This is a genomic window from Myxococcus llanfairpwllgwyngyllgogerychwyrndrobwllllantysiliogogogochensis (genome assembly GCF_006636215.1).
Lineage (GTDB): Bacteria > Myxococcota > Myxococcia > Myxococcales > Myxococcaceae > Myxococcus > Myxococcus llanfairpwllgwyngyllgogerychwyrndrobwllllantysiliogogogochensis.
Map to the genome: position 1 here is coordinate 1 of NZ_VIFM01000257.1, position 15,738 is coordinate 15,738.

Annotated in this window: 20 protein-coding genes; 19 read left to right on the plus strand and 1 reads right to left on the minus strand. The window is 69.3% G+C overall.

Annotated elements, in window-relative coordinates; all coding sequences use genetic code 11:
- The 13 genes from FJV41_RS52695 to FJV41_RS39615 all read left to right on the plus strand — a co-directional run.
- Positions 1-425: hypothetical protein (locus FJV41_RS52695; RefSeq protein WP_281291580.1), on the plus strand; the 425-nt coding region annotated here is incomplete at its 5' end.
- An 8-nt stretch (positions 426-433) separates the two neighbouring features.
- Positions 434-811: a hypothetical protein gene (locus FJV41_RS39560; protein ID WP_141647798.1), complete on the plus strand. Its 378-nt coding sequence runs from the start codon at positions 434-436 to the stop codon at positions 809-811.
- 1 nt (position 812) lies between these two features.
- Positions 813-1,451 (plus strand): hypothetical protein, encoded by a 639-nt coding sequence (locus tag FJV41_RS39565; RefSeq protein WP_141647799.1) that lies wholly within the window; start codon positions 813-815, stop codon positions 1,449-1,451.
- Positions 1,451-1,975: a hypothetical protein gene (locus FJV41_RS39570; RefSeq protein WP_141647800.1), complete on the plus strand. Its 525-nt coding sequence runs from the start codon at positions 1,451-1,453 to the stop codon at positions 1,973-1,975. The genes FJV41_RS39565 and FJV41_RS39570 overlap by 1 nt, the downstream gene beginning before the upstream one ends.
- Positions 1,972-2,265, plus strand: a complete 294-nt coding sequence (locus FJV41_RS39575) for a hypothetical protein (RefSeq protein WP_141647801.1) — start codon at positions 1,972-1,974, stop codon at positions 2,263-2,265. The genes FJV41_RS39570 and FJV41_RS39575 overlap by 4 nt, the downstream gene beginning before the upstream one ends.
- Positions 2,262-2,903, plus strand: coding sequence for a hypothetical protein (locus FJV41_RS39580; RefSeq protein WP_141647802.1), 642 nt, complete (start codon positions 2,262-2,264; stop codon positions 2,901-2,903). Before FJV41_RS39575 ends, FJV41_RS39580 begins: the two co-directional genes overlap by 4 nt.
- 7 nt (positions 2,904-2,910) lie before the next feature.
- Entirely contained in the window at positions 2,911-3,516 is a 606-nt protein-coding gene (locus FJV41_RS39585) for a hypothetical protein (RefSeq protein ID WP_141647803.1), read from the plus strand.
- The gene (locus tag FJV41_RS39590; RefSeq protein ID WP_141647804.1) at positions 3,516-4,418 is read left to right on the plus strand and encodes an IPT/TIG domain-containing protein; all 903 of its coding nucleotides are present in this window, start codon (positions 3,516-3,518) and stop codon (positions 4,416-4,418) included. The genes FJV41_RS39585 and FJV41_RS39590 overlap by 1 nt, the downstream gene beginning before the upstream one ends.
- Positions 4,415-4,744: a hypothetical protein gene (locus FJV41_RS39595; protein WP_141647805.1), complete on the plus strand. Its 330-nt coding sequence runs from the start codon at positions 4,415-4,417 to the stop codon at positions 4,742-4,744. Before FJV41_RS39590 ends, FJV41_RS39595 begins: the two co-directional genes overlap by 4 nt.
- The gene (locus FJV41_RS39600; RefSeq protein ID WP_141647806.1) at positions 4,741-6,276 is read left to right on the plus strand and encodes a phage tail sheath protein; all 1,536 of its coding nucleotides are present in this window, start codon (positions 4,741-4,743) and stop codon (positions 6,274-6,276) included. The genes FJV41_RS39595 and FJV41_RS39600 overlap by 4 nt, the downstream gene beginning before the upstream one ends.
- On the plus strand, positions 6,167-6,958 hold the full coding sequence (locus FJV41_RS39605; protein ID WP_246137709.1) for a phage tail sheath family protein: 792 nt from the start codon (positions 6,167-6,169) through the stop codon (positions 6,956-6,958). Before FJV41_RS39600 ends, FJV41_RS39605 begins: the two co-directional genes overlap by 110 nt.
- Before the next feature lie 11 nt (positions 6,959-6,969).
- On the plus strand, positions 6,970-7,431 hold the full coding sequence (locus FJV41_RS39610) for a phage tail protein (RefSeq protein ID WP_141647808.1): 462 nt from the start codon (positions 6,970-6,972) through the stop codon (positions 7,429-7,431).
- 716 nt (positions 7,432-8,147) lie between these two features.
- Positions 8,148-8,516: a hypothetical protein gene (locus FJV41_RS39615; RefSeq protein ID WP_141647809.1), complete on the plus strand. Its 369-nt coding sequence runs from the start codon at positions 8,148-8,150 to the stop codon at positions 8,514-8,516.
- A gap of 220 nt (positions 8,517-8,736) precedes the next feature.
- On the opposite strand, the gene FJV41_RS54770 is transcribed toward FJV41_RS39615, so the two are convergent.
- Complete coding sequence (locus FJV41_RS54770) at positions 8,737-8,865, minus strand: hypothetical protein (protein ID WP_281291581.1); 129 nt, start codon at positions 8,863-8,865, stop codon at positions 8,737-8,739.
- Between the two features lie 379 nt (positions 8,866-9,244).
- On the opposite strand from FJV41_RS54770, the gene FJV41_RS39620 reads away from it, so the two are divergent.
- The 6 genes from FJV41_RS39620 (at position 9,245) to FJV41_RS39650 (ending at position 15,630) form a co-directional block, all read left to right on the plus strand.
- Complete coding sequence (locus tag FJV41_RS39620) at positions 9,245-10,018, plus strand: hypothetical protein (protein WP_141647810.1); 774 nt, start codon at positions 9,245-9,247, stop codon at positions 10,016-10,018.
- A gap of 191 nt (positions 10,019-10,209) precedes the next feature.
- Positions 10,210-12,894, plus strand: coding sequence for a phage tail tape measure protein (locus tag FJV41_RS39630; RefSeq protein ID WP_141647811.1), 2,685 nt, complete (start codon positions 10,210-10,212; stop codon positions 12,892-12,894).
- 14 nt (positions 12,895-12,908) lie between these two features.
- Complete coding sequence (locus FJV41_RS39635) at positions 12,909-13,421, plus strand: CIS tube protein (RefSeq protein WP_141647812.1); 513 nt, start codon at positions 12,909-12,911, stop codon at positions 13,419-13,421.
- Entirely contained in the window at positions 13,421-13,762 is a 342-nt protein-coding gene (locus FJV41_RS39640) for a hypothetical protein (protein WP_141647813.1), read from the plus strand. The genes FJV41_RS39635 and FJV41_RS39640 overlap by 1 nt, the downstream gene beginning before the upstream one ends.
- Positions 13,759-15,042: a phage late control D family protein gene (locus FJV41_RS39645; protein WP_141647814.1), complete on the plus strand. Its 1,284-nt coding sequence runs from the start codon at positions 13,759-13,761 to the stop codon at positions 15,040-15,042. The genes FJV41_RS39640 and FJV41_RS39645 overlap by 4 nt, the downstream gene beginning before the upstream one ends.
- Positions 15,043-15,051: 9 nt before the next feature.
- The gene (locus FJV41_RS39650; protein ID WP_141647815.1) at positions 15,052-15,630 is read left to right on the plus strand and encodes a phage baseplate assembly protein V; all 579 of its coding nucleotides are present in this window, start codon (positions 15,052-15,054) and stop codon (positions 15,628-15,630) included.
- Positions 15,631-15,738 lie beyond the last annotated feature (108 nt).

Here is a 15,738-nt window from a genome sequence, read left to right on the forward strand (position 1 = left end):
CCCATCAGCAAGGACGTCCTCGGCGACTTGCTCAAGTCGCTGCCGTCGGAGCACCTGCGCGACAAGGGCAGCATGGGGTTCCTCTTACCAGCGTCGACGCGGACCTGGACTACCGCAGCACGCTCGCCGAGCGGGCGACGGCGGTCGGCGACAAGTTCCTCGAGGGCGATGCGCCGGTCCTCTACTCGGGCGTCCCGGTGCGGCCCATCCCCCTCTGGCCGGAGAACCTCGGTGCGACAAATGACCGCACGGCCATCCTGCTGACCAATCCCAAGAACATCCACGTCGGCATCTGGCGGCAGATTCGCATCGAGTCCGCGCGCGACATCTCCGAGGGCACGCTGAAGGTGGTGGCCACGCTGCGCTTCGACGCGAAGTTCGCCGAGGAATCGGGCACGGCCAAGGCCATCAACGTGCAGTTGTGAGGCTCACCATGGACAACACCTATCTCGTCCGACTGAAGGCCTACGACGCACGCCGCGGCCACGTGCTGCGGCGCTACACGTATGCCGGAATCAAATTCCAGGAGGAGCGCGGCTGGTACCGGGTGGAGAAGCTGGTGGCGGACTACCTGCGCACCGTCCACCAACTGCCCAGCGACACCTACTCGCCGCTCGCCTTCGACGTGTGCACGGAGGCCGAGGCGAAGGCCCTCGACGTCACCGAGGCCGACGAGGCCCGCGTGAAGCGCAGCGCCAGCGACGAGCTGAAGCTGAGTGCGGCGCGGCCCGCCGGCACGCTGACGACGGAGGACCTGCCGAAGGCCAGCGAAGAGAAGGACACGCGCCGCGGCAAGCGGGAGAAGGACTGACGTGTACGCCACGGTGGCCGACATGCGCGCCGAGGGCGTCACACCGGCCATGGCGGGCGACACCCGCCTGGCCGTCCTGCTGGAGGAGGCGACGCGCACCATCGACAAGGTGACGGGGTGGCACTTCGAGCCGCGCACGGCGACGTTGCACTTCGACGGGCGCGGCACTCCTTCTCTCTGGCTGCCGGTACCGCCCCTCCGCCTCTACCGCTTGGCGCTGTACGGGGAGGACGTGTCCTTCTCGCGGGAGCACCTGGTGGTGGTGGGTGCCCCGGTGGGCCCAGGCTTCGATGGGCCACGCCTCACCTTCCGCCATGGCCGTGTCTTCCCGCGTGGCGAGGGCAACGTCACGGTGGGCGCGCGCTGGGGCTACACGGAGACGGACGGGACGCCGGAGGGGCGCACGCCGCTCGCCATCCGCCGCGCCTGCATGCTCCTCGTCCTGCGCAGCCTTTCACCCCTAGCGGATGAAGACTCGCTGGAGGAGCGCACGCGCTGGCGGGTGGTGGAGGAGCGCACGCGCGAGCAGAGCTACCGCCTGGACAGCGTCCGCCCCGCTTCGCGGATTCTCACGGGAGAGCCGGAGGTGGACGCCCTCCTCGCTCCCTACGTGAAGTCCTCGCTGCCCGGAGCCGCCTGATGAGGGGCAGGCTCATCTACCCGTTCTTGGCGGAGTTGCACCGCCTGGACACCGCCGCCATGGCGGGCTCCGGCCCAGGGCCCCATGCCAGCGGGTACGACGCGGACTTCCGCGAGCCGGTGCTGGTGGACGCGGACGACGACGGCGTGGCCGAAGCCTTCCGCCGCGAATTTCCACCCGTGCGTGTCCCCTGCCAGGTGGAGCCGGATGCCTTTGCTTCATTGCGAATGGCACCTTCCGGCAACAGCCCCCGGACGAGCTTCGAACTCGTCTTCCACTTCCGCGACTTGGAGCGCCTCGGCCTCGTCGACGCGGCCACCGGGGACGCCCTCATCCGCCCCAGCGACCGGCTGGGCGCTCTCTACGACGTCGCGGGCGCCCTCGTGCAGGCCGTGAGGACACCGCCCGGGCTCTACGTCACCGAGGCGCGCCCCACCGGCTTCGGCCTCCACCGCCCGAGGCCCCGCCGAAATCTCCTTCTCGTCACCTTCAACGACAGGCCCCAGGCCCGAGGACTCGCATGAAAACACTGCTACTCACTTCACTTCTCGCCACCGCCCTCCTCACCCGCTGCCGCGCGCCGGACGGCTGCGCGCCGGTGTCCACGCGCTGCGCCGGCAACGTCGCCGAAATCTGCAACGCGGACAGCAACTGGCAGGTGCTGGCCGACTGCGACGCCGTCAGCGAGCACAGCAGCGTCGCCTTCACTTGCGCCTACGTCAGCGAGGACGGCATCACCGGCCACACCTGCATGCCGGCCACTGTGGACGCGGGTACCGCCGACGCTGGCGCCGAGGAAGGCGGTGTCCTGTGAAGGGTTACCTCCAGTCCCTGCCTGGCGTGGGCGCACTCTTCCAGCGCGACATCCAGCCTGCGGAGGTGTGGGCCTTCTATCAGCACATGCAGGAGCGCTTCCGCACCACGACGGCCAACAAGGCCGACTCCCTCGAAATGCAACTGGCGGCCGAGGTGCTTCGGCGCATGGGCATTCTCGACAGGGAGCGCTTCCTCGAGCGCTATGCCACCACCGTTGGCCGCACCCTGTATTTGCCCTTCGAGGTGGGCACGCCAAAGTCCGGCTGGGATTTGTGGGCCCAGGTGGTGGTGTGCGTCCACGAGCACCAGCACGTCGTCCAGCACGACGAGGAGGGCCCCAGCTACGAGTTGGCCTACCTCACCAGCTCCGCAGCGCGCGCCCGCTACGAGGCCGAGGCCTACACCTGCAACCTGGAGCTGCACTACTGGCGCTACGGCACCCTGCCCGCCGTGCGCCCCATCGCCGAGGGCCTCAAGCACTACGGCTGCCGGCCGGAGGACGTGGAAGTCGCCGCCCACACTCTGTCCCTCACGTCGGTGTCCGTCCGTCACGGCGCGGTGGTGAGTGAGGCCACGCACGTGGCCCTGGAGTGGCTCAACTCGCACGTCCCCCACCTGCGGGCGAAGAAGGGCTGAGTCGCCCATGGCCGTCTCGCGCACCGGAGACTGGGAACGGGCCCGCCAACTGTTGGCGGCGGGCTCGTCGCGCCTTGAGGGTGCGCTCCAGACGGCCCTGCGCCAGGAAGCGCACGCCCTGCGCAAGGAGGTGGTGCAGGGCCTCACCCAGCAGGCACCAGGTGGAGAGCCGCTCCGCCCGCCCTCTCCCCTCACGCTCGCGGCGCGCCAGCTCGCCGGCTTCAGCGGGACGAAGGCACTCCTCGTCTCGGGCGCGCTGCGCAACTCCATCTCCGTCGTCGTGGAGGGCGACGAGGCCTTCATCGGTGTGTCGCGCACCGCGAAGAGTCCCGACGGCGAGTCCCTCGTCGACGTGGCGCAGCTCCAGGAGTACGGGGGGCCGCCCGTCGTCATCCCCATGACGCCGAAGATGCGGCGCTTCCTCTTCGCGCTGCTGCGCCAGGCCGGCCTGGCCGGCCAGTCGCGTAACAGCGGCAGGGGGCGCGGCATCATTGTGACGCAGACGCCCGCGCGGCCCTTCTTGCGGCCGGCCTTCGCACGCTTTCGCCAGGGCGCCAGCCGCCGCTTCTTGGCGCGCGTGGCGAAGGAGCTAGGCCTCGGAGGGCCCGGATAATGGCCGTCCCCTCCCTCACCTCCGTGACGCCCTCTTCGGGCCCTACCAGCGGCGGCGACATTCTCCGCCTCGCCGGCACTGGCTTCGCCGCGCGGGTGGCCGTGCGCCTGGGAGGAGCGCCCGCCGAAGTGCTGTCGCTTCGTGTGGAGGCGGGCACCCACTTCGCGGACGTGAGGACGCCCGCGCATGAGGCGGGGCTCGTCGATGTGGAGGTACTCAACCTCTCCGCGGAGGGCAGCCCGGTTCCAGGTGAGGCCACCGTCCTCTCAGGCGGGTACCGCTACCTGCGCCCACATGTCGCGAAGGAGGCGGACCTCACGCGCCTCGTGCGCGCATTGCTGCGCGAGCTGAAGAAGCAGGTGGTGGCCAACGTCAGCGCCAGCGTCTCCGTCGACTACGACGACACGGTGGCCGACGGACTCAACGTCATCGCCATGGCCGCGCTGCCCTCCGTGGTGCTGTCAGGCCCCACGCTGCGCGAGAGTCGTCGCTACGCCTCCAACGTGTTGCACGAGGACGTCGTGCAGGGCCCCTCCGGCGCGGAGCTGGTGCGCAGGCGCCCCGCGTACACGGTGGACCTGGCCTTCACCCTCACGGTGGCCTCCGAGCGCACCGCCGAGCTCTTCAACCTCATGGCTGCCGTGGCCACCTTCCTCAACCGTAACCGCTGGCTGGCCATGCCGAGGGACGCCGAGGACGCCTCGCGCGGCACCGTCCGCTGGGAAATGGACGCGGACGGCGAGGTGCGCACGCAGCTCGGCAGCCGCGACGACGTGCGCGCCTTCACCTGGGGCTTGGTGGTGCGAGGCTTCGACGTGGACTCGGGCCTGCCCCTCGACCTCGGCAAGGCCGTCGCCGGGACTCACCTCGAAACGGACTCTCTCTCTGGAGGCACCTCATGAGTGTCACCCTCACCAACGCCCTGGGCAGGCTCGTCACCTTCCTCCTGCCCCATGAGTCGTACTGCGTCGCGCGCGGCGAGTGCGCCTGCGGCGTGCAGCCAGGCCGTGGCGGCCGACGCCTGCCCTCCTCCCTCACCCTGGCCACGGGTGTGTCGATGGAGGACGTGCCCGAGGCCACTCTCTGCGTGCCCGCGGTCGCTGCTGCCATTCGCCGCGGCGAAGTCGCCCTGAAGCGGCAAGCCCCCACGGCCCCGCCGTCGTCGCCCCCCTCTGCCGCGCCGGAGGTGTCGGCGCGCGTGTCCCGCAAGAAGCGAGGTGCCTCGTGAGTCGTGAGTTGCTGTCGTCGAAAATCGTCGTGGAGGAGGAGGAGCCGCGCGTCCGTGGCATTCCCTCGGCGCCCACTTCCGTGGCCGGCGCCGTGGGCCTGGCGGAGCGCGGCCCCATCGGCCAGGCGGTGCTGTGCACCTCCTTCGAGGAGTACCAGGCCACCTTCGGCGGCTTCACGCCGGACGCCGACTTGGCCCTCGCCGCCATGGGCTTCTTCGAGAACGGAGGGACTCACTTGTGGGCGGTCCGCACCGCCCACTACGAGGACGCCTCCGACCCCGAGTCGCACACGGCCACGCCTGCTGCGGCGGCCCTCACCACGGGCGGCGGGCCCACGCCCGCCGTCGTGCGCGGCACCTTGCGGCCCCCCTTCACCCTGCGGGACGGTCAGCGCCTGGAGGTGTCCGCCAACGGCGCCGAGGCGGTGGACGTCGTCTTCTCCGGCACCGCGGCCTCCGTCTCCGCAGGCCGCCCCGGCCCCTACACCCTCACCGCCGGGCAGGCGCTCCGCGTGCGCGTCGACGACGGCCGGGACGTCTTCATCCCCTTCAGCGAGGAGGACTTCGGCGACATCACCCAGGCCACTGCCCAGGAGGTGGCCGCCGTCCTCAACTCGGGACTCATCGGCGGACGCGCCACCGTGGAGGCCGGCGTGCTGAGAATCGCCAGCGACACCCAGGGCGCCTCCAGCCGCCTGGAGGTGGGCGACGAGGTGGCGGGCACCGTCTTCGGCTTCGGGGGCGGCCCGCAGGTGGGGAGCGGCAACGTCCAGAGCCTGCGCGCCGTCGAGCTGGCCGAGGTGCGCGCCCTCGTGGAGGCGGCGGTGGCGGGTGTCCGAGTGGCACCGTCCTCCCTGGGGGCCCTGCAGTTGCTCACCCAGTCCACGGGGCCTGGCGCTTCCTTGCGTGTGCAGGGAGACGCGGGCTCCGGCCTCGGACTCGACGCGCTGCTGCACACGGGCGACGCCTCCGGCGCCACCGACGTCCTCCACCTGGACGCCAGGGATGCAGGCGCCTACGCCAACCGCCTCGAGGTGGAGGTGCGGCCCTCGACGAATGGCGCTGCCGACACCTTCGACGTCCTCGTCCTCGAGGACGGCGCCTACCGCGAGTCCTTCCCCAACCTCTCCTCGGCCCGGGGCGACGCACGCTATGTCGAGCGCATCCTCAATGACGAGCGCACCGGCTCCACCTACGTCCGGGCCTTCATGGTGCAACCGGACGCGATTCCGGACGTGCAGACGGTGGCCCTCTCGGGCGGCGCGGACGGCCTCGTCGGACTGGACGACACCGACTTCATCGGCTCCGAGGCCGGCCGGAGCGGCCTTTTACGCGCTCGACGAAGTGCAGGACCTCTCCCTCCTCCTGGTGCCCGGGCGCGCCACGCCCGCCGTCCACAACGCCATGGTGCGCTACTGCGAGGTGGCGCGCGACGGCCTCGTCTTCGCCGTCCTCGACTCGCCCGCGGGCTACAGCGCCACGGACATCGTCTCCTACGTCTCGCAGGAGGCCGCCCTCGAAGGGCTCTCTGAGCACGCGGCCCTCTACTGGCCCCGCGTCAAGGTGCTCAACCCTGCCCGCGGCGTCTTCGGCAACCTGGAGCAGTTCGTCGTCCCGCCCTCCGGCATCATTGCTGGCGTCTTCGCGCGCAACGACGGCGCGCGCCCCGGTGGTGTGTATGAGGCTCCCGCGGGCATCGAGGCCGGGCGCATGTTCGGCGTCCTGGGCTTCGAGTCCAAGGAGTGCCTCGAAGAGAAGAAGCGGGACATCGTCTACCCCCGCCGCATCAATCCGCTCACCACCGGGCCCGGCCTGCCGCGCTTCATCGACGGCAGCCGCACGCTGAAGGCCAGCGGCAACTTCCCCTACGTCGCCGAGCGGCGCGGGGTGTCCTTCATCGAGCGCAGCCTCAAGTCGGGGCTGCAATTCGCCCGACACCGCAACAACACCGAGGGGCTGCGCGCCCAGGTGCGGCGCTCCATTGCCGCCTTCCTCCTCGCACAGATGAAGAACGGGGCCTTCCGCAGCCAGGAACCCGCCAAGGCCTTCTTCGTTGACGTCTCGGACGCGCTCAATCCGCCGTCCGTGGTCTTCGCCGGAAAGCTGGTGGCGCGCATCGGGCTCGCCACCAACAAGCCCGCCGAGTTCATCGTCCTGCGGGTTTCTCAGGACACCCGCGCCCTCGAAGCCGAGCTGGCTTCGGCGGGCCTGTAAGGAGCCTCGCCATGGCCATCATCGGACAACCGCGCAGCTTCCATAAGCGCTTCAAGTTTCTCTGTGAGGTTGACGGCCTCGGGCACTCCGGTTTCCAGAAGTGCAGCGAGCTGTCCGTCGAGGTCGCCAACGTCCAATACTTCGAGGGCGGCAGCCTCATCCCCAACAAGTCCCCGGGGCGCCTCACCTTCTCCGACGTCACCCTGGAAAGAGGCGCCACGCAGGACCATGAGCTCTTTGACTGGTTCCTCTCCGTGGTGGACACCGCCAGCGGCCTGGGCCTGCCAGACAGCCTCTACAAGCGCAACCTCGACATCGTCCAGCAGGACCGGGACGGCACCACGCTGCGCAGGTGGAGCCTCTCACATGCCTGGCCGGTGAAGTTCGTCGCGGGTGAGTGGGACAACGAGTCGGACGAGAACGTCATCGAGTCCGTCACGCTCACCTACGACTTCTTCGAGCTGGCCAAGTAGGACTCCGCCGGCAACCTAGCGATTGTGGATGCTGCATCCTGGCAGGCGCCTGACATTGCACAGAGGCGCCCGCTCAGCCCATGAGTGAACGAACTCGTTGACGAGAGACCTCGGCACTCCGTCCACACCAGGACTTCTTACAGCCCCTAACGACAGTCAGGGCTGGGCTGGTTGCTGGCAAGGGCCATCACCAGCGCATAGGCCCCGAGCGTCAGCCCTCGCGAGTGCGGGATCCGCGACTGCCCTCACGCCAGCGGCCTCGCCCACTTCGGGCTCAGCAAGGACGGAGGGAGCCGACGCCGGACACCCGGGCGCAGCCCCAGAGGTAGCGGTGACTCCCTGGGTGACGCTGCCGGCGCGTCACCGCCGGGAGCCACTCCCGGAGCCAACCACGCAGGTCCCCGCCCGGCACGGGCGTCCCGGCGCCGGCCTCCACGAGCTGCTCCCATCGCATACCGCCAGCCATGCTCCATCGCACTCGCGCCTGCTTGGCTACGAAGCTCCTTGTCCATGGCACCGGGGGGCAGCTATCGCACAGCGTTCGTTCAGATGTCTCTCAACAACACGCGGCGTCAGGTGTCAGACCACTGGCCCCGGACGACCCACGACATTCTAACACCTCGCTCACGCGAAGACCCTGCCGCACGGAATCTGCCAGCGAGACTCGGCAGTATCCGCTGCGGGTGTACCGCACCCGTTTCGCACCGGAGATGCCAATGCAATTCGTCGAGTTCATTGTCCCGCCTCGCAAGAAAATCTCGCTCAACGTGTCATTCGACTCCAGTTCCAAGGACGAGAACGAAATCATCGTGATTGAGAAGACCAGTGGCCAACGCCTCTTCAACACCATCAACTTCGAGCAAGAACACGCCCGCCAGTGGGAAAGCCCCGTCAACAACAGCCCGATACCGATGACCATCATCGTCTCTGCGCAGCACAAACCGGGCGGCGCCAACGAGGCTGCCAGGTGGGAGCCCAGCGCCCTGGTGGTCGGTCCGTCCAGCGACAAGGACGTTCACGTCGAAGTCACCAACGGCGCGAGGTCAATCACCAGCGTGTCCACCGCCAAGGTCAGCTGGCGCTGAGCCGGGCGACACCGGCACGACAAATCCTGAACCATGCGCTCGCCGGCTCCGACGCTGGCACTCGGCGGGCGCGTGGCCCTTGCCCGGCGAGCAAGGCAAGGGCCACGCAGGGCAGGAAGGCCAGCACGTGCCGCGTCCTATCCGGAACGGCCGCCACGCCTCCGCCCACTGTCACCATGGGGAGGAGCGGCTGGGTGGAGACGACGCCCCCTGCCCAGTGCTACTCCAGGGACACGTAGACGGAGGACACCGGGTCCTGAGCCAGGTGGGGCGACGTCTCCGCTGTCTCCAACTGCTCGTCGTGCCGTTTTGCCGTGCGTGCCACCTGCTCCAGTTCGTCGAAGTCCACGCCCGGCACGACCAGTTCAGCCGGGGCAACAACTGCCCAAATTCTGGGTAGTTTCCGTTTGCCCCCACTGCGGCCCGCTCCACCGGGGCGAGGACAGACGCAACCGTCAGGGCCAGCTCGGCGCCGAGGGCTCGGAGCACCTTCACTGGACACCACCTTCCCTGCGTGCGCGGGTACCAGTGTTTCCGAGAGACTAGGTAGACGCCCTTCGATTCTGGAGGCAGGACCTGTTCGTCCAGACGCTGCGCCAGCACCTCTGAAACCCGAAACGCCCCTGACCAGACCCACGCGCTCATAAGGCCCCACGCAGATTGGGTGCTGCGTCTTTCGATGTCCCCGATTTGCCGTCCGAAGCCTTTGTCCTTCCCGGAGGAAGGACATGGCGAACATCATCTCATGCCCCTCGGGGCTGACGGGCCGCATCCGCGGCATGAAGGTGCGGGAAGAGCGCGTCCTCGCGGACAGGAAGCTGGCGAAGAGCGGCGGCCAGGTGGACGAGTTGCTCTCCGCGTGCTGGGAAGAGCTGATGGAGGCGGGCCCCTACGCCTTCGCCGCTGGGAAGGTGGATTGGGGCCAGGTGCTGCAGGGAGACCGCTTCTTCTCCCTCCTTCAAGTGCGCGTCCACACCTACGGCCCCGAGTACGTCTTCGCCGTCCCCTGCCAGAATGCCGCCTGCCGCGCCCGCATCGACTGGGAGCTGGATTTGACGCAGCTGCCGGTGCGCGTCCTCTCGGACGCCAGCCGCGCGGCCTTCATGGCCGGCAACCGCTTCGAGACGAGCCTGCCCGACGCCGGCAAGCGCGTGCGCTTCAAGCTTCTGACGGGTGAGGATGAGCGGCGACTGCCGCAACTCCAGCGCGCGGCGCCGGAGAAGCTGTTGTCCTCCGTCCTCGCCTACCGGGTACTGGACGTTGACGGAGTGGACGCGCGCGACAAGCGGCGCTTCCTCGAGGACTTGAGCCTGCGCGACGCGGACTTCCTCGTCGACGAGTTTGACGCCGTCGACTGCGGTGTGGACACCACCCTCGAAGTCGAGTGCCCCGAGTGCCTCATGCGCCAGGAGGTGGAGCTCCCTTTCGACCGGGGCTTCTTCCTTCCGGGGAAGCAGCGGACGACGAGGCGCCGGGAGCGCTCCACCTCTTCCCCGGCGTGACGCTGGAGACGTGGCGCGAGGGCCTCTTCAACTTGTGCTGGCACCAGCACGGAGGCAGCGGCCTCGCAGCTCCCCTCGGTGACGCATTGGAGCTGCCCACCTCGGACAGGGACTGGCTCCTTGAGCGCATCGGACAGCAACGCAGTCGCGAGGCGAAGGCCTTGGAGAAGTCGGCGAAGCGGAGGTAGCGCGTGCTCAACAACCTCGGCCTGGGCTTCATCTTTACGGCACGAGACCTGGCCTCTGGCACCTTTCAAGGCGTGGAGCGCAACTTCATGTCCCTCGACAGGCGCGTGGGGTTGGGCACCACGCGCATTGAAGGGGCCTTCCAGCGGCTCGGCGTCGCCATGGCCCTCTTCACGGCCGGCGCCATCACCATCGGGGCATCGCTGTCTCTGGCCAACGCCGCTGGCCAATTTGAACAGGCCGTGGCGGGCGTGGCCGCCGTCTCCGGCGCCTCGGCCGAGGTACTTGGGCAACTGCGTGACGCTGCCATCAAGGCGAGCCTCGCTACGCAATTCACGCCCACGGAATCTGTGCTGGGCCTGCGAGAGCTCACCCAGGCTGGCTTCAACGCCAGCGAGGCCATGAAGCTGCTGGAGCCCGTCCTGGACCTGGCCGGGGGCTCACTGGGGGAGCTGACGCCCCAAGGTGCGGCGGGCCTCGCGTCGCAGGCAATGAAGGCCTTCGGCATCTCCGTGGACGGTGCCGCCCTCTCCGTCGACCAGATGCTCCAGGCCGTCAACGTCTTCGCCCTCAGCGCCAATGAGTTGCCTCTGGCCCTCGGCACCGCAGCGCGTGGCGCGCAGGCCCTCAATCAGTCCCTGCCCGAGACACTCATCGCCCTGGGCCTTGTGAAGAATGTCGTCCCCGGCGTGGAGCGCGCGTCCACCGCCGTGGCTGTCGCCATGGAGCGGATGGCGGACCCAGAGGTCCAGAAGCACCTGCGTGGCCTGGGCGTTGCCGTCACCGACTCCAGCGGAAACTTCCTCAGCTTCCTCGACATCCTCGACAAGCTGGCCCCCGCCCTCAGCCGTATGACGGAGGCGCAGCGCTCCGCATTCCTGCTGAAGGCCTTCGGCCGCGAAGCGTTGGGCGGCGTGAATGCCATCCTCACGCAGTTCAGCAGCGGCATCCGCAAGGACACCGGCGAAGTCGTCCGCGGCGCCGAGGCCCTCAAGTACCTGCGCGATGAGTTCGAGAATGCGGGCGGCACAGCCACAAAGTTCCGCGAACAGATGCTCGACACATTCCAAGGCCAGCAGACGCTGCTGGCCGGCAACCTAGAGACGCTGGCCATCGTCCTCGGGGAGCCCTTCGCCCAAGTCTTGAAGCCCCTCGTCACCCTCGTCGCCAGCGCGGTGCAGCAGGTGCTGGGTGTCTTCCAGGCGTTGCCTGGCCCGGTGAAGCGCGCCTTCGCAGCCTTCGCGCTCGGAGCTGGCGGCATCATCACCCTTGTCGGCGCCGTCATCGCCGCGAAGGTGGGCCTGGCGCTGCTGGTGGTAGGCCTCAAGGTGCTGGGCCTCACGCTGGGCGGCCTCCTGGCCACGGTGCTTCCAGCCGTGGGCGCTGTCGTCCTCCTGGGCGTCGCCGTGGCCGGCCTCGCCTACGCCTTCCGTCACAACCTCGGGGGCCTGGGCGACTTCGCGCGTCGTGTGCAGGAGCAGGTGACGCTCGCCTTCCGCGGCCTCGTCCAGCTCTTCGAGGACGGAGGCTTCTCCGGCGCGGTGCGCGAGGAGTTGGGCCGCGCTGAAAACGCCGGCCTGAAGGACTTCCTCATCACCGTCTATCTGTGGGGCCATCGCATCCACAGCTTCTTCTCGGGCCTCGCCGACGGCTTCTCCTCCGGACTCGAAGCCGCGCGCCCCACCCTCGAGTCCTTCCAGGCGACGCTAAGGCGGGTGGGCGAAGCGCTGGGCTTCCTCTCCGAGAGGGACGACGCGGCCACGGCCGCCGCGAAGTTCGCCGCCTTCGGCGACGCGGGGGCCACGGTGGGCCGCGCCCTCGCCCGCAGCTTCGACTTCGTCGTCATGGGCATGACGGCCGGTGCCGAGGTGGCGGAGGGCCTGGCCGGGCAATGGCACTACATGAAGGCCGGCGTCGACGTCCTCCTGGGCAGCCTGGCGCACCTGGGCCACGTCCTCGGTGGGGCGCTCTCTGGCCTCTTGGGCACCACCTCCGCTGTGCAGCAGGGCACCAGTGGGTGGACGCTCATGGGGGAAGCCATCGGATTTGCCATCGGCAACATCACCACCGTCGTGGGCGTGTTGGTGTCCGCCGTCTCCCTCGTGGTGTCGGTGGTGGGGGGCATCCTCAACGCGGCCCTCGCGGCCTTCTCTGGCATCGTCGACGTCTTCTGGGGCGTCGTGTTGACGCTGAGCGGAGCCCTCACCGGCAACTGGGCCGAGGCGTGGACGGGCCTGAAGCTCATCGTCTTCGGGGTGGTGGACGCCATCTCCGGCGTCCTCCTGGAGTTGGTGGGCGCCATCCTCGGTGTCGTGGACGCCGTGGCGAGCCTCTTCGGCAAGGACACCGGCCTCCAGCAGGCGCTGCGGTCGGCCCGGCTTACCCTCCACCGGGACTTGTCCGTCGCCTTCGGCCTCGAGGACTCCCCCGCCTCGGCCCCAGCGCCCGTCGCCTCCACGGCCTCCACCTTGCCGGCGGAGTGGCCCCTGGAGTCCTCGTCCATGCCGGCGGTGGCGGCCCTCCAGGCCTCGCTGCCCCAGCCCGAGGTGCTCTCCTCACAGTCGGCCTCGCCTCCCGCAGCGCCCGTTCTCGTCAGCGTGCAGGTGGACGGAGAGGTGCTTGCCCAGGCCACGGCGCGCGCCGAGAGGGACGCCGCCTCCCGCAGCTTCTCCCCCATGGCGTCTTACTGAAAGGCAGGCCCCGCGTGTCCTTCGCTGCTGGCCTCGCCCGTCCTCCTCGCTGCGTGCTGGTGAATGTCCTCACCGGCGAGGCCATGGAGTGCCTCTTCAACCCGTCGCAGCTCACCGAGAAGCTCCAGGTGAACTGGAACCGCCTGGCGGTGCCGGGCCTCTCGCACCAGGTGCTCCAGTTTCAGGGCACCTCCAACCGGCAGCTCTCGGGCGTCGAGTTCTACCTGGACGCCTTCTTCGCCACGCAGCAGGCCGACACGTCCAACATCATGGCGTTCCGCGGCTTCCTGCGCGCGCTCACCGTGCCTCCGGCGGGTACCGAGGGTGTGCTGGCGACGGCGCCACCGCGCGTCCTCGTCCTTTGGCCCGGCCTCCTCACCGTGGAGTGCGTCGTCGCCAGCGTGGAGTTCCAGTACCGCCAGCTCGCCGTCGACGGCCGCGTCCTCGTCTACACCGCCACCGTCACCTTCGAGGAGGTGCTGGACACCCGCGTCACCTCCGAGCAGCTCCGTCGGGAGGTGCCGTAGTGGCCCCTCACGCCGGCAGTCGCCACTCCTTCTCCCTTGGCTTCCGGGACGAGGCCGGCCAGCTCTTCCTCACCGAGAGGGTCCCCTACGGCTTCCAGCCGCACGTGGACACGCGCGTCCACCTCGTCGCCGAGGGCGACTCCCTCTGGGGGCTGGCCGGCCGCTACTTCGCGCCCCTCCCGCGCGCCTGCGGCTTCTGGTGGGCCATCGCCGACTTCCAGCCGGAGCCCATCATCGACGCGACGCTGGAGCTGGAGACCGGGCGGCGCGTCTACATCCCCTCGCTGCGCGTCCTCACCGACGTCATCCTCAGCGAGCAGCGGCGGAGGGCCAGCGAGTGACGCGGCCCCTCGACAGGAGCGCGCCTGGCGTGCGCCTCACGCTGCTGGCACACGAGAGGGCCCCCAGCGGCGAGCCCCTCTCCCTTGAGGGCCGCGTCCTCGGCCTCACCTTCGAGGACAGCGCGACGAAGGCCGACAAGCTGTCCCTCCAGTTGGACAACTTCGACCTGGCCCTCTTCGACAGGGCGGAGCTGGTGGGCGGCACGGTGCTGGAGGTGTCCTGGGGCTACCCGGGGCTCATGGCGCCTCCGCGGCGAGTGGTGGTGAAGAAGTTGAAGGGCTTCCAGGTGCTCACCGTCGAGGGCCAGGCCCTCAGCGCCCTCATGCACCGCGAAGCGAAGACGCGCACCTGGAAGGGCAAGACGCGCGCCCAGGTAGTGCGCGAGGTGGCCGCCGAGCACGGCTACGAGGAGGGCTCCATCCAGGTCGAGGACACCGGCGAGTCCTTCGACACCATCCACCAGGCCGGGGAGACGGATGCGCGCTTTCTCCGGCGCCTGGCCGCGCGGGAGGAGTTCCAGTTCCACGTCGACGACAGGGGCCTCACCTTCGGCCCGCGCAACCAGGCCGCCGCGCCCACCCATGTGCTGTGGTGGTACGCCGACGCAGGCCGGGGCGACATCCTCTCGGTCAACGTCGAGTCGGAGCTGGGCCGCCGAGTGGGCAAGGTGGACGTGCGTGGCCGGGACGCTCTGGCCAAGAAGAACATTGAGGCCCAGGCGAGCAGTGCCACTGTGGAGCGCACCACCCTCGCGGACTTCCTCGAGGTGGTGGACAAGCGCGCGGGCACCACGTCGCTGCAGCTCCGCAACAGCACCACCAGCGTCCAGCCCACCTCGGCATCGACACCTGCCCAAGCCCAGCGCGAGTCCGAGGCCCGCTTCCGACGCGCGGAAGCCGGCACGGTGAAGCTGTCCCTCCAGGTGGTAGGCAACCCCAGCTTGCGCGCGAAGTCCGTCGTGGAGGTGCGCGGCATCTCCAGCTTCCTGTCCGGGAAGTATTACGTCACCGAGGCGAAGCACGTCCTCTCCTCCTCCGGCTACACCACCGACTTGAAGCTGTCGCGTGACGGCACGGGGCAGCGTCAGCAAGGCAGCGCCGACAAGCAGGGCCAGGCCCAGGGCGGACAGCCCAACACCAGTGCACCCGAGACGACTGGGGCACTGAAGGAAGTCGAGGCATTCGAGCGGGACACCGGCACCCGGTACATCGAGTACCGCCGTGACGGGCAACCCATCGGTGTCGAGGACCCGGAAGCCGGAATGAGTCTCCCCAGGTAGCGAGCCACCATGAGCACCTTCGACGACGACATCCTCGCCCATGACACACGCCTGCTTGGCATGTACGTGGGCTACGTCACCAGCCGCGACGACGAGGCACAGCTCGGCCGCGTCCGCGTGTGCATCCCCGGCGTCCTCGAGCCCGAGTCCGCCTGGGCCTGGCCCTTGGGCACCTCCGGGGGCGGCGCCAAGGACACGGGCTTCTTCGCGGTGCCGCACGTGGGCGCCGAGGTGGCTGTCTTCTTCAACCAGGGCGACATCGACGCCCCCTACTACCTCAGCGCGCACTGGGGGAAGCCGGGCGGTCAGAGCGAGGTGCCCGAAGAAGCCCAGGTGTCTCCGCCCGACAACCGCGTCCTCGCCACGCCCACCTTCCGCGTCGAACTCGACGAGTCCGCGGGCCACCGCAAGCTGAAGCTCACCAACCGGAAGACGGGCGACTGCCTCACCTTCGACGCGGAGGAGAACACCGTCACCTTGGAAGCCACCACCGCCCTCTCTCTGCGCGCGGTGGGCGCCATCTCCCTGGAGGCGGCTCAGGTCACCATCGCCGGCCGCGTCGTCCGCCCCATCGCCGAGCCGATATGAGGAAACCCATGGCGCTGCCCATCTGCGTCCACATCCCCCCGCTGCCCGAGGCGCCCACCCTCACCCTGCCCGGCGGCGCCCCCTTGCAGCATCACCAGCCCCTGCAGG

What these genes read in the sequence shown, in the direction of transcription:
- FJV41_RS39560 (WP_141647798.1), top strand. Translation starts at nt 434, where the DNA reads ATGGACAACACCTATCTCGTCCGACTGAAGGCCTACGACGCACGCCGC.
- FJV41_RS39570 (WP_141647800.1), top strand. Translation starts at nt 1,451, where the DNA reads ATGAGGGGCAGGCTCATCTACCCGTTCTTGGCGGAGTTGCACCGCCTG.
- FJV41_RS39575 (WP_141647801.1), top strand. Translation starts at nt 1,972, where the DNA reads ATGAAAACACTGCTACTCACTTCACTTCTCGCCACCGCCCTCCTCACC.
- FJV41_RS39585 (WP_141647803.1), top strand. Translation starts at nt 2,911, where the DNA reads ATGGCCGTCTCGCGCACCGGAGACTGGGAACGGGCCCGCCAACTGTTG.
- FJV41_RS39590 (WP_141647804.1), top strand. Translation starts at nt 3,516, where the DNA reads ATGGCCGTCCCCTCCCTCACCTCCGTGACGCCCTCTTCGGGCCCTACC.
- FJV41_RS39595 (WP_141647805.1), top strand. Translation starts at nt 4,415, where the DNA reads ATGAGTGTCACCCTCACCAACGCCCTGGGCAGGCTCGTCACCTTCCTC.
- FJV41_RS39610 (WP_141647808.1), top strand. Translation starts at nt 6,970, where the DNA reads ATGGCCATCATCGGACAACCGCGCAGCTTCCATAAGCGCTTCAAGTTT.
- FJV41_RS39615 (WP_141647809.1), top strand. Translation starts at nt 8,148, where the DNA reads ATGCAATTCGTCGAGTTCATTGTCCCGCCTCGCAAGAAAATCTCGCTC.
- FJV41_RS39620 (WP_141647810.1), top strand. Translation starts at nt 9,245, where the DNA reads ATGGCGAACATCATCTCATGCCCCTCGGGGCTGACGGGCCGCATCCGC.
- FJV41_RS39650 (WP_141647815.1), top strand. Translation starts at nt 15,052, where the DNA reads ATGAGCACCTTCGACGACGACATCCTCGCCCATGACACACGCCTGCTT.